This is a genomic window from Sedimenticola hydrogenitrophicus, from assembly GCF_029017505.1.
GTDB classification, from domain to species: Bacteria; Pseudomonadota; Gammaproteobacteria; order Chromatiales; family Chromatiaceae; genus Sedimenticola; species Sedimenticola hydrogenitrophicus_A.
In genome coordinates, this window is the sequence record NZ_JAQGEI010000002.1 from 49,372 (window position 1) to 61,624 (window position 12,253).

12 protein-coding genes and 1 tRNA gene are annotated in these 12,253 nt (G+C 62.1%); 10 read left to right on the forward strand and 3 right to left on the reverse strand.

Annotation, left to right across the window (positions count from 1 at the left end; all coding sequences use genetic code 11):
* Nucleotides 1-357: a dihydroneopterin aldolase gene (gene folB, locus O9K64_RS01540; RefSeq protein WP_275096312.1), complete on the reverse strand. Its 357-nt coding sequence runs from the start codon at nt 355-357 to the stop codon at nt 1-3.
* 187 nt (nt 358-544) lie between these two features.
* Between folB and plsY the strand changes: the two genes are divergently transcribed.
* Complete coding sequence (plsY, locus tag O9K64_RS01545; RefSeq protein ID WP_275096313.1) at nt 545-1,153, forward strand: glycerol-3-phosphate 1-O-acyltransferase PlsY; 609 nt, start codon at nt 545-547, stop codon at nt 1,151-1,153.
* 10 nt (nt 1,154-1,163) lie between these two features.
* Here plsY and tsaD read toward each other — a convergent pair whose 3' ends face one another.
* Complete coding sequence (gene tsaD / locus O9K64_RS01550) at nt 1,164-2,204, reverse strand: tRNA (adenosine(37)-N6)-threonylcarbamoyltransferase complex transferase subunit TsaD (protein ID WP_275096314.1); 1,041 nt, start codon at nt 2,202-2,204, stop codon at nt 1,164-1,166.
* Between the two features lie 294 nt (nt 2,205-2,498).
* On the opposite strand from tsaD, the gene rpsU reads away from it, so the two are divergent.
* The 6 genes from rpsU (at nt 2,499) to O9K64_RS01580 (ending at nt 7,977) form a co-directional block, all read left to right on the forward strand.
* Nucleotides 2,499-2,714: a 30S ribosomal protein S21 gene (rpsU, locus tag O9K64_RS01555; RefSeq protein ID WP_275096315.1), complete on the forward strand. Its 216-nt coding sequence runs from the start codon at nt 2,499-2,501 to the stop codon at nt 2,712-2,714.
* Nucleotides 2,715-2,740: 26 nt separating this feature from the next.
* The gene (locus O9K64_RS01560) at nt 2,741-3,184 is read left to right on the forward strand and encodes a GatB/YqeY domain-containing protein (protein WP_275096316.1); all 444 of its coding nucleotides are present in this window, start codon (nt 2,741-2,743) and stop codon (nt 3,182-3,184) included.
* A 109-nt stretch (nt 3,185-3,293) separates the two neighbouring features.
* Nucleotides 3,294-5,069, forward strand: coding sequence for a DNA primase (gene dnaG / locus O9K64_RS01565; RefSeq protein ID WP_275096317.1), 1,776 nt, complete (start codon nt 3,294-3,296; stop codon nt 5,067-5,069).
* A 135-nt stretch (nt 5,070-5,204) separates the two neighbouring features.
* Entirely contained in the window at nt 5,205-7,070 is a 1,866-nt protein-coding gene (gene rpoD / locus O9K64_RS01570) for an RNA polymerase sigma factor RpoD (protein ID WP_275096318.1), read from the forward strand.
* 14 nt (nt 7,071-7,084) lie between these two features.
* Nucleotides 7,085-7,161: transfer RNA gene (locus tag O9K64_RS01575), tRNA-Ile, on the forward strand.
* A 228-nt stretch (nt 7,162-7,389) separates the two neighbouring features.
* The gene (locus tag O9K64_RS01580; protein ID WP_275096466.1) at nt 7,390-7,977 is read left to right on the forward strand and encodes a hypothetical protein; all 588 of its coding nucleotides are present in this window, start codon (nt 7,390-7,392) and stop codon (nt 7,975-7,977) included.
* Nucleotides 7,978-8,040: 63 nt separating this feature from the next.
* Here the strand turns inward: O9K64_RS01580 and O9K64_RS01585 are convergent, their stop codons facing one another.
* Nucleotides 8,041-8,493, reverse strand: a complete 453-nt coding sequence (locus O9K64_RS01585; protein ID WP_275096319.1) for a helix-turn-helix domain-containing protein — start codon at nt 8,491-8,493, stop codon at nt 8,041-8,043.
* Nucleotides 8,494-9,061: 568 nt separating this feature from the next.
* Here O9K64_RS01585 and O9K64_RS01590 point away from each other — a divergent pair.
* The 3 genes from O9K64_RS01590 (at nt 9,062) to O9K64_RS01600 (ending at nt 12,114) form a co-directional block, all read left to right on the forward strand.
* Nucleotides 9,062-9,259, forward strand: a complete 198-nt coding sequence (locus tag O9K64_RS01590; protein ID WP_275096320.1) for a type II toxin-antitoxin system VapB family antitoxin — start codon at nt 9,062-9,064, stop codon at nt 9,257-9,259.
* The gene (locus tag O9K64_RS01595; protein ID WP_275096321.1) at nt 9,256-9,624 is read left to right on the forward strand and encodes a type II toxin-antitoxin system VapC family toxin; all 369 of its coding nucleotides are present in this window, start codon (nt 9,256-9,258) and stop codon (nt 9,622-9,624) included. The genes O9K64_RS01590 and O9K64_RS01595 overlap by 4 nt, the downstream gene beginning before the upstream one ends.
* A gap of 348 nt (nt 9,625-9,972) precedes the next feature.
* Nucleotides 9,973-12,114 carry an ATP-dependent helicase gene (locus tag O9K64_RS01600; RefSeq protein ID WP_275096322.1) on the forward strand — a complete coding sequence of 714 codons (2,142 nt, stop codon included), beginning with the start codon at nt 9,973-9,975 and terminating at the stop codon, nt 12,112-12,114.
* Nucleotides 12,115-12,253: the final 139 nt, after the last annotated feature.

Genomic DNA, 12,253 nt, shown 5'->3' on the forward strand with positions numbered 1-12,253 from the left:
TCAGAAACGCTCGCCGCGTTCGATGATCACGCCCACATCGGTGGCGGCGCTCACGGCGCCGATCTTGTTCACGGTAAGGCGCACCCAGCGCACCGCGAACTCCTCGCGGATGATCTCGGTGCAACGCTCCGCCAGGGTCTCCACCAGCTGGAACTGGCTCTGCTCGACAAAGTCGATCAGCCGTTTCGAGACTGCCTTGTAATCCACCGCGTCGGCGATATCCTCGCTGGCGGCGGCACGCTGCACATCGGTGCTCATGTCGATATCCAGCACCACGGTCTGCTTGATCTCCCGCTCCCAGTCGTAGATGCCGATCACCGTTTCGATCCGGAGATCACGTAAAAAAACTATATCCATGGGTATCCCGTCTGCCTGCATTTGAATCGGCTCATGGTAAATCAGCCGGCGCGGATAACAAATACCCCGACGTAACCTTGACCGTAACGACTCACCCCGCGAGTAGTTGCCCTTGACCTTGGCACCCCGCAGCCGGGAGAATCCCGCACAGCCCAAGGGGCACGGCCCCGTCGAGGACACCATAATCATGCTGAACGCTTCACTGATAATCACCGCCTATCTGCTGGGATCGCTCTCCAGCGCCATCATCGTCTGCCGCCTGATGGGGCTGCCCGATCCGCGCACCCAGGGTTCGAACAATCCCGGCGCCACCAACGTGCTGCGCCTGGGCGGCAAGAAGGCGGCGGCCATCACCCTGTTCGGCGACACCCTGAAGGGCTTTATTCCGGTTCTGGCCGCCAAGCTGATCGGCGTCTCGCCACTGGTACTGGCGGCGGTCGCCCTGGCGGCCTTTCTGGGACACCTCTATCCGCTGTTCTTCCGCTTTCAGGGCGGCAAGGGGGTGGCCACCGCCCTGGGCACCCAGTTCGGCATCCACTGGCAGATCGGCGGGCTGGTGGCGCTGATCTGGCTGCTGATGGCGAAAGGGCTCAACATCTCCTCGCTGGCCGCGCTGGTGTCGATGGCACTGGCGCCGCTGGTGGTCTGGTACATCTGGCCGGCGCCGGAGCTGATCCTGATGCAGGTGGTGATGAGCCTGATCCTGTTCTGGCGCCACCGCAGCAATATCCGCAACCTGCTGAGCGGTGCGGAGGGAAAGATCAGCGACGAACAGGGACCCGACGCCGGACCCTGAGCGGGGCCGGTCAGCCGGCGAGGGGGGGCAGAGAGTCCATCGGCCAGCGGGCGCGGGCACCGAAGCCCAACGGCTCGCTGGCACCGGCGCGCAGGCGCTGCCAGCCGGCGTAGGCGATCATGGCACCGTTGTCGGTACAGAATTCGGTGCGGGGATAGAACACCCGCGCCCCCTCCTTGTGCATCGCCGCCTGCATCTTCTCGCGCAGGTGCCGGTTGGCGCTCACGCCGCCGGCCAGCACCAGGGTGCCGGCACCGCACTCGCGCACCGCCCGACGACACTTGATCACCAGGGTGTCCACCACCGCCTCCTCGAAGGCGCGGGCGATATCCGCCTTGGTGCGCCAGACAGCCTCTTCACTCTCCTGGGTGCCGATCTCCCGCTGCAGGGTATTGAGGGCGAAGGTCTTGAGACCGCTGAAACTGAAATCGAGCCCGGGCCGGTCGGTCATGGGACGGGGAAAGTGGAAACGCCGGGGATCCCCCTTACGGGCCAAAGCCGCCAGCTCCGGCCCGCCCGGATAGGGCAGTCCCATCATCTTGGCGGTCTTGTCGAACGCCTCGCCCGCGGCGTCATCCAGCGACTCGCCCAGCAGCCGGTAGCGGCCGATCGCCTTCACCTCCACCAGTTGGGTATGCCCGCCGGAGACCAGCAGGGCGACGAACGGAAACGCCGGGCGTTCCACCTCCAGCATCGGGGCCAGCAGATGCCCCTCCATATGATGCACACCCACCGCCGGCACCTGCCAGGCCCAGGCCAGGGTGCGGCCGATCGCGGCCCCCACCAGCAAGGCCCCGACCAGGCCAGGACCGGCGGTATAGGCCACGCCGTCGATATCCGTCTTGGCCAGGCCGGTCTCCGCCAGCAGACTGGCAAGCAGCGGCAGGGTCTTGCGCACATGGTCCCGCGAGGCCAGCTCCGGCACCACGCCGCCATAGACCGCGTGCAGATCGACCTGGCTGTGCAGCTTATGCCCCAGCAGGCCCTCGCCGCTGTCGTAAATAGCCAACCCCGTCTCGTCACAGGAGGTCTCTATACCCAGTACCCGCATTTGCCTCTCGAACCGTTGCTGTCCCGGAGACAGCACCCGTCTCCGAAGAATATGAAAAAAATCACGCTTAACGCAGACTCTATATGAGTGGGCGAATAAGCGACAGCGCATCCGCCACCGAACCAGGCTACCCTGCCCGCCAGGTCCCGGACGAGCCCACCCCTCCGGGAAGGGTCTGCAATTCCACCACATCCCGGAGAGAATCCAAAATTTTTTGCAAAACGCCACGACAGTGCGTAGAATTCGCGCTCTTAAGTTTCCAGCATCCCGTTGGTACGATTTTTGAGGTGGGAAATGCCCAACGTACGAGTCAAAGAAAACGAGCCGTTTGAAGTCGCAATGCGCCGCTTTAAGCGCGGTTGCGAGAAAGCCGGCGTCCTGGCCGAGGTACGTCGCCGCGAGCATTACGAGAAGCCGACGACCGAGCGCAAACGCAAGGCCGCCGCCGCGGTAAAGCGTCACCTGAAGAAAATCTCGCGTGAAAACCGCAAGTGGGACCGTCAGTTCTGATCTGACCCTGCCCCGGTTCTATTCCCATGCTAAAACAGCGCATCCAGGATGACATGAAATCCGCCATGAAGGGGGGTGACAAACCCCGTCTCGGCGTGATTCGCCTGTTGATGGCCGCCATCAAGCAGCGGGAAGTGGACGAGCGCATCGAACTGGACGACGCCCAGATACTGGCCGTGCTGGACAAGATGGTGAAGCAGCGACGCGACTCCATTAACCAGTATGAACAGGCCGGACGGCCGGAGCTGGCCGAACAGGAGGCGTTCGAGATCACCGTCCTCCAGGGGTATCTGCCGGAAGCCCTGAGCGAGGCGGAGATCGCCGCCATGATCCGCGAAGCGATCCAGGCCACCGGTGCGGAATCGGTGCGCGACATGGGCAAGGTGATGGGGCAACTCAAGCCGAAGATGCAGGGCCGTGCCGACATGGGCGCCGTCAGCGCCCTGATCAAGCAGCTACTCGGCAGCTGACCCGACCGCCGACCCAATCCTAACGGCACCCCGCGCAAGGCTCTGGCATATTGCATGACCGGGGCTTTTTTGTACCCGCGCGGCAGACTGGATCGGGTACTATTGCAGCATGGCCGGAAAGATCCCCGCACACTTCATCGACGAACTGCTGAACCGGGTCGACATTGTCGATCTGATCAACAGCCGCGTGCCGCTGAAGAAGGCGGGCAAGGATTACCAGGCCTGCTGCCCCTTCCACAACGAAAAGACCCCCTCTTTCACCGTCAGCCGGGAGAAACAGTTCTACCACTGCTTCGGCTGCGGCGCCCACGGCACCGCCATCGGCTTTCTCATGGAGTACGACAACCTGGGATTTGTCGACTCGATAGAGGAGCTGGCCGGCAAGGCCGGACTCGAGGTCCCGCGCGAGGGGCGCGACGACAGCGGGCCCGACTACCGGCCGCTCTACGACACCCTGGATCAGGCCGCCCGCTTCTACCAGTGGCAGTTGCGCAAACACCCGGACGCCGGCAAGGCGGTCGGCTACCTCAAGCAGCGGGGCCTGACCGGCCAGATCAGTGCGGATTTCGCTATCGGCTACGCGCCCCCGGGCTGGGACAACCTGATCCGGCAGATGGGCCGGAGCGACCAGGAGCTGGAACTGCTGCGCGGCACCGGCATGATCTCCGAACCGGAGGTGGACAAGTGCTACGACCGCTTCCGCGACCGCATCATGTTCCCCATCCGCAACCACCGCGGTCAGACCATCGCCTTTGGCGGGCGGATTCTCGGCGACGGCAAGCCCAAATACCTCAACTCGCCCGAGACCCCGGTGTTCCACAAGGGCCGGGAGCTGTACGGCCTCTACGAGGCGCGCAAAGCGCTGCGCAAGATCGAGCGCCTGCTGGTGGTCGAGGGTTACATGGACGTGGTGGCCCTGGCCCAGTTCGGCATCCGCTATGCCGTGGCGACCCTGGGCACCGCCACCACGACGGAACACCTGGAGCGGCTGTTCCGCAGCTGCGCCGAAATCGTGTTCTGTTTTGATGGCGACCGGGCCGGGCGCGACGCCGGCTGGAAGGCGCTGGAGACCAGCCTGCCGCAGATGCGCGACGGCCGCGAGGCGCGCTTCCTGTTCCTGCCCGACGGGGAGGACCCCGACACGCTGATCCGCAAGGAGGGGCGGGAGCGCTTCGAGCAGCGCATCATTGACTCCACCCCGCTCTCCAGCTTCCTGTTCGACAAGCTGGAATCTGAGGTCGACATGGCCTCCCTCGGCGGGCGGGCACGCCTGGCGGAGCAGGCCAAGCCACTGCTCGGCAAACTGCCGTCCGGCCTGTTCCGGGAGATGATGCACCAGCGGCTGGCGCAGCGGGTCGGCCTGGAACCGGGGCAGCTGGGCAACCGCGCGGCGGTGGAATCCCCCAGGCCCCGCCCGCCCGTGCGGAACAGCTCGGGCGCACGGCAAATGCTGTCGCCCGCCCGTCGCGCCATTACCCTGCTGCTGTTGCGGCCGGAACTGGCGCGGATTACGGATTTGCCCTACGAATGGCGGGCGTTTCGCGCACCAGGTATCAGTTTATTAAGCCAACTCCTTGAAATCGCGCAGAATCAACCTAACCTTAGGACAGCACAGATCATTGAGCGCTGGCGCGACAAGCCGGAGTACCCACACCTGGAAAAGATCTGGAGCACAGCCACCGAGCTGCCTACCCCCGAAGACGGCATGGAAATGGAGTTCCGTGGAGCCCTGCAACGGCTCGTGGAACAACAGCGCGAACAGGAAACCACTCAACTGCTGGAGAGAGTCAGCACGGGAGATGCTTCCGAACAGGAGAAGCAGCGCCTGGGCCAGCTACTTTCTGAAAAACAGAAAATCGCTGACTTGCATAAACGTTCGGATTGAGGTGACCGGCGGAAGCTACGCCGCGGCGCCTTGAGACGGGACATTTTTAACGTGCGCGTGTAGAAAATCCGCGAAATAAAGGCTATACTTCGCCGCTTGACATTCGCGCACGCCCCTTAGAATTTAAGGTAGGAAATGGATAAGGTACAGCAGCAATCCCAGCTTAAGCAACTGATCGCGAAAGGTAAAGAACAAGGTTTTCTGACCTACGCCGAAGTAAACGACCACCTACCCGACGGCATTGTAGAACCCGAGCAGATTGAAGACATCATCCGGATGATCAATGACATGGGTATCCAGGTGCATGAGAGCGCGCCGGATGCCGATGACCAGGTGATGAGCGACTCCGCGGTCTCCACCGATGACGACGCGGCGGAAGAAGCGGCGGCCGCCCTGGCCAGTGTCGACAGCGATTTTGGCCGCACCACGGATCCGGTACGCATGTACATGCGTGAAATGGGCACGGTGGAACTGCTCACCCGCGAGGGCGAGCTGAAGATCGCCAAGCGTATCGAAGAGGGACAAAACCAGGTCCTGACCGCGCTCTCCACTTACCCGGACACCATCAACACCATTCTTGATCTGCTGGCCAAGGTCGACGCGGAAGAGATCCGCCTGACCGATGTCATTGTCGGCTTTGCCCAACCGGAAGAGGAAGCGGAGACCATCGCCGCGCCCGCCCCTGCCCCCAAAAGCAGCGACGCGAGCACCGCAGGCAAAGACATCGATGATGAAGACAAGGACGAGGAGGCCGATGACGCGGATGAGGAAGATCCCAATCGCGGCCCCGACCCCGAAGAGGCCGCGCGCAAGGCCGAGCTGCTGAAACAGGCCTGCAAGTCCCAGACGTCACTCCTGGAGAAGCACGGCCGCGAGCACAAGAAGACCATCGCCGCCAGCGAAGAGCTGACCGCCGCCTTCATGGAGTTCCGCTACAGCCCCAAGGTGTTCAACACCCTGGTGGAGAACCTGCGCGAGGCCATCGCCTTTGTACGCAGCCAGGAGCGCGCCATCATGGACCTGTGCGTCAACACCGCGCACATGCCGCGCAAGGAGTTCATCACCTCCTTCCCGGACAACGAGACCGATCTCGCCTGGATCGACCGCCAGATCGAGAAGGGCGCGGACTATGCCGGTGCCCTGGCGACGACCAGGGATGAGGTGCTGCGCGCCCAGAAGAAGCTGCTCGACCTGGAACAGCGCTGCAAGCTCACCATCGCCGAGATCAAGGAGATCAACCGGCAGATGTCCATCGGCGAGGCCAAGGCACGCCGGGCCAAGAAAGAGATGGTGGAGGCCAACCTGCGCCTGGTGATCTCCATTGCGAAAAAATACACCAACCGCGGCCTGCAGTTCCTGGACCTGATCCAGGAGGGCAACATCGGCCTGATGAAGGCGGTGGACAAGTTCGAATACCGGCGCGGCTACAAGTTCTCCACCTACGCCACCTGGTGGATCAGGCAGGCCATTACCCGCTCGATCGCCGACCAGGCGCGCACCATCCGTATCCCGGTGCACATGATCGAGACCATCAACAAGCTCAACCGCATCTCGCGCCAGATGGTGCAGGAGATGGGCCGCGAGGCGACCCCGGAAGAGCTGGCCGAGCGCATGGACATGCCCGAGGACAAGGTGCGCAAGGTGCTGAAGATCGCCAAGGAGCCGATCTCCATGGAGACCCCGATCGGTGACGATGAAGATTCCCACCTGGGTGACTTCATCGAGGACTCCGGCGTCATCTCGCCGATCGACTCCGCCACCGGCGAAGGGCTGCGCGAAGCGACCCAAAACATGCTCTGCGGCCTCACCTCGCGCGAGGCCAAGGTGCTGCGCATGCGCTTCGGTATCGACATGAACACCGACCACACCCTGGAAGAGGTCGGCAAGCAGTTCGACGTCACCCGCGAGCGCATCCGCCAGATCGAGGCCAAGGCGCTACGCAAACTGCGCCACCCCTCGCGCTCAGAGAACCTGCGCAGCTTCCTCGACGGCGACCTGTAACACAACGAGTCAAAGGGCCTATAGCTCAGTTGGTTAGAGCAGTGGACTCATAATCCATTGGTCCCAGGTTCGAGTCCTGGTGGGCCCACCAATTTAAGATAGTAAAATCAAAAGGTTACACACATCGTGTAGCCTTTTTTGTTGGGCGATAAAAAATCCACGCGTGCACTATAAACAACTACTTAGCACAGACATATACAGAGTAATACGATAGAGTGCACACATAGTTCACACGGATCAGGGGCTTACAACCGCCCCGCCAACATCGACCATTCAGAATCCCGTGTGCAATCTGTGTGCACTCTGAAGGGGAGATCCAATGGCATCGTTCACCAAGCTCAAGTCCGGCAAATGGCGCGCTCAGGTCCGCAAGGATGGCGTCTACACCAGCAAGACCTTCACCACAAAGACGGCCGCCAAGACCTGGGCGCAACGCACCGAGGTAGCCATCGAGACAGGTGATTACCAGACGGCGCAGGTCCAGCTGCCTACCCTCGGCAAGCTCCTGGACCGCTACGAGACCGAATTCACCGCCCGGAAGAAGAGCAACAAGGCAGAGCGTTCACGTCTGCGCACCGGGGAGTACCCACCAGACTCGCCGTACCGCCCGGTGGGTTGTTGCCTGCCAGAGGGTCAAACCCGTCGGCACTCTCCATTTGATTTTTTCGGGGCTTTGCGCCTTCAGGGTCGGCTCAACCCGTTACCTTTGCACCTCGCCTGCTTTCGTACCTACGCATCAACCGTACCGTTACCGCTACGGCTGCAAGGCTCGATACCGGGCACGTGGCTAGCGCTTACCCGGGCGGGAGTCTCACCCGCTAGAATGTGCGGCATTGCCAAGCCGCTGCTGACCCCAATTAGTCCTCAGTCCACTTGGCGCTATAAAGCCCGCTTGTGGCCAGGGTAATAAGAAAATCGCGCAGGGGTGCCGGATACAGGACATTGGCATCGAGCAGGACAACGAATGCCATCAGTACCCCATATCCAGCTCTTGCGCCTGCCTGGCCAACTCATCCAGCGCGGCAGCACTCTCGGTATCCTGCTGGCATTTGTATTCCATCAGCGCCTCAAAGCGGATACGGCGGTGCTTGTTGACCTTGTGATGCGGGATCTTGCCCTCGTCAAGCAGCTTGATCAGGTAGGGCCGGGAGACATTCAGGATGTTCGCGGCCTCTTGGGTGGTCAGTTCGGCATGGGTAGGGACAATGGTTACGGCATTGCCCTGTGCCATTTGAGAGAGCACATCCCGCAGCAGGGCAAGGGCCTGCCGGGGCAGAATGAGGTCGTGCCCATCCAATCTGACCTGTGCCCGATCCGCTTGGGGCATCTTTGCCAGCAGGGAACTCAACTCTTGTGCGCTGGCGCGAGCCAGGCTGGCGTCCTCGGTGTTCGGCAGTGATGTCATGTTTCGTGAGGTATTCATCGTCGCGTTCCTTCTGTCTCCTTTAGAATAGCCTAATCGAAATAAACGCAATTCGCAATAAATGAAACAAGTGGTCCAACCAGCCGGTTGATCACAATTCGGGGTAAGAGAAAAAGGGGACGGATTGAATGGCACTTACTTAAGCAAAGAACCACCGTCATCCCGGCGCAGGCCGGGATCCAGACTGCTTAATGGTGGCGGTATTCCTGGATTCCGGCCTGCGCCGGAGAAGTGGTGCAGGGATGCACCGATTACGGACCTAAGGATGGAATGACGATCCACTTACTTTCACGGGAATAGACTGCCTAAGTAAGTGCATTCGGGACGGATTTATTTTTACACGTTCAATATTTTCGAATTTGTTAAAAACCACACTCACCGAACCGGAGCTAAGGCCTGAGCGACGCGCTACTGGATCCGGATATAGAGCGCTCCGTGGTTCTTTGTTGATCGTGCGCCAGCAGCTTATAAGCGGCCTCGAAGCCTAGCTCGCAGGCAAGCAAAGGCACGACAATAATCATCGTTTGATGTATTATTAAGTGCATCACTAACCTTTGTGAGGTGTGCCATGCGTACAACACTAAACATAGACGACCAGTTGCTGGCAGAGGCCCAGCGCATCTGTGGAGTGACCGAAAAAGCGGCGCTGGTCCGCGAGGGGTTGCGCGCGCTGATTGAGCGCGAAAGTGCTCGCCGGCTGGCGCGGCTAGGTGGCAGTGAGCCGCAACTGGAGCCCACCCCCCGCCGACATTCGGGTAGCCGATGATTCTGGTCGATACCTCAGTTTGGGTCGATCACCTTCGCTCCGGGGACGACGGACTGGCAACCCTGCTCAATAGTGGCCAGGTGTTGATGCATCCCTTCGTCCTGGGTGAATTGGCCTGCGGCAATCTGCGCCAACGGACAGAGCTATTGTCGTTACTAAAGAACCTGCCTCAGGCCGCTGTGGCTCGAGAAGAGGAAGTGCTGTTTTATATCGAGCGGCACGAATTGATGGGTCGTGGAATTGGCTATGTGGATGCTCACCTGATGGCAGCAGTGGCACTGGATGGCGGAGCGCGTCTGTGGACCCGAGACAAACGATTGCATATGTTGGCCGATAAGCAGGGAGTGGCATATGCGTCTGCTTGAACCCGTTTAATGAAAACAGGGAGCGTGAATGACCACACTGAACGAGGAACAAATGCCGCAACTACTCACCCGAGGTGTCCATTAAGGCCCTCCAGTACACCACGGAGGCACTGAGGACACAGAGGTAAGCTGAACAACGTAGCGTGGCGGATTATTGGAGCCGCCATTGCACTCACCTCCCCTCGATCCCGGAGGAGAGTGGTAAAGGGATGTACCGATAACGGAGCCGAGGATGCAATGCACCACTTATGGATCTGAGGATCGAATCCGCGGGAGGGTCTTGTTGTATCTCTAGCCCAACATCCCTCCCCTTTGCCTGCTGCATCAGCTCTGCGACAATAACGCGCCATGGCACACCTTCCCCCCTTGACCGATGAGCAGCTGGCCGTGGTGCACCACGGCGATGGCCATGCGCGGGTAAGTGCGGTGGCCGGTTCCGGCAAGACTGCAACGCTGGTGGCCCGGGTGCTCCATCTGCTGGATCAAGGGGCGGACCCGCGACGCATCCTGGCGCTGATGTTCAATGCCTCGGCCCGCCGGGACTTCGCCGAACGTCTGCAGCGAGCCGCCGCCGGCCGCTACCCGACCCTGCCCGACGCGCGCACCTTCCACGCCCTGGGGCTGCGCATCACCCAGTCCTGCGAGCGGCGCGGCCTGCTGCCCAGCCATCGACTCGTCACCCAGGACTGGCAGGCCTTCGACGCCGCCCGGGCCGCTCTGGAGCAGACACTTGGGGCCACCCGCAATCGCGACCGGGAGGAGCTGCTGTCCAAGGAGCGGGTGGAGTCCTTCGCCAACTTCATCGGCCTGGTCAAGGCGGATGTGGTGGGGCCTGAAGAGCTATTCGACCGTATGTGCCTAGACCAGGATCTGGCGTATTTCGTTGCCGCCTACGAACGCTTCGAGGCGATTCGGCAGAAAGAGGGGGTGCGCTATTACAGCGACCTGATCCACGAACCGGTGATGGCTCTGCACCGGGACCCCGGGATCACCGCCTGGCTCGGCGGCCACATGGAACATGTCATCCTGGACGAGTATCAGGATATCAACGAGGCACAACAGCAACTGGTGAAGGCGGTGGCCGGGTGCCGCGCCCAGGTGATGGCGGTGGGTGATGTGGACCAGTGCGTCTACGAGTGGCGCGGGGCGCGGCCGGAGTTCATGGTGGAGCGATTCTTCAGGGACTTTCCCGGGGCCGTCCGCTACGGCTTGACCCGGACTTTTCGTTTCGGCCACCGCCTCTCCCTGCTGGCGGACCACGCCATTGCGCACAACCGGGGGCGCGACGACCACCTCTGCCTCTCCGCCGCCGGCACCCCGGACACCCGCATCGAACGTCGCGCGGAGACGGCGCAGCCCCATCCGTTGCCGGCCATCCTGGACGATTGGCTCAACGGCGGGCGTTCCCTGAGCGAGGCCGCGGTGCTGGTACGCCTCTACAGCATGAGCGTCCCCCTGGAGCTGGCGCTGTTGCGCCAAGGCATCCCCTACCGGCTGGAGGGCCACGACAGCCTGTTCAAGTGCCCTGAGATTCGCTCCCTGCTGGGCCACCTGCGGCTCGCCGCCGGCACCCTGTTCGACAGCGATGACTCCCTGGCGACGGTGGAAACCATGCTGAGGGTGCCTCAACTGGGGTTCAGGAAGGCGGAGCTGGCGCGCATCGCCCAGGCCCTGGTAAAACAGCCGAAACATCCGGATCAGCTGCTGCGTGGCCTGGTCAACGATGAGATGAGCGGCTACCAGCGCAACCGGGTGTTGGCCCGTGCCGCCCTGTGGCGGCAGCTGCAGCGGCGCGGCCCAGGCGCCCCGGCCTGGGAGCTGCTGCGGCAGATTATCGAGGAGGCGGAGCTGTACGAGTTCTTCCGCTGGTCCAGCCCCACCCCGATGCAGGCGCAGGAGCGGCAGCAGACCTGCGAATCATTCCTCGACTTCGCCCGGGAGAGCGGCCGGCGTGTGAGCGACTTCCTCGAGCTGATCGCAGAGTTGCAGGCCCGGCACCGGGACGGGCAGGGCGAGCGGCTGCTCATCACTTCCATCCACCGGGCCAAGGGGCTGGAGTGGCCCCTGGTGATCCTGCCCGGCCTGACCGAGGGCCGCTTTCCCTACTACATCTCACCGGACCAGGCCGGCCCGGTGGAAGACGAACGGCGGCTGTTCTACGTGGGCTGCACCCGGGCCAAGGAACGGCTCTGCCTGCTGCACCCGCCAGACCCGGGGCTGGAGCGATACGAGCAGACACAGGAGAGCCAAGTGCCCCCGCCCTACCGCTGCATCGCCAGCCGGTTCCTGTACGAGGCCCGCACAACCCTGTCGGACCGGGTAGGCGCCGTTCTGGCCGGGCAAGCGGAGCCAGCGATCGCGGCCCAGGCCCCGGCATTGGTCAATCGCTACCTGCAGGCCGTGGATGCCGGGTTCCGGGTCGGAGACAAACCCAAATCCCCTGACGGAAGGAAGCACAAGGAACCCGGGAGAATACCGCACCGCCGTTGATCAGGCACCCATCAACTTCATCCCCCGCTGATGGCAGGCGCCAAGATAACCACGTTCGCGGGTGCGTTACTTGGTGCTTATCTTAGGGCTCGCGCAAAAATAAGTTTCGGTATTCGGTCGCAACTGGACCCCGCTGGCG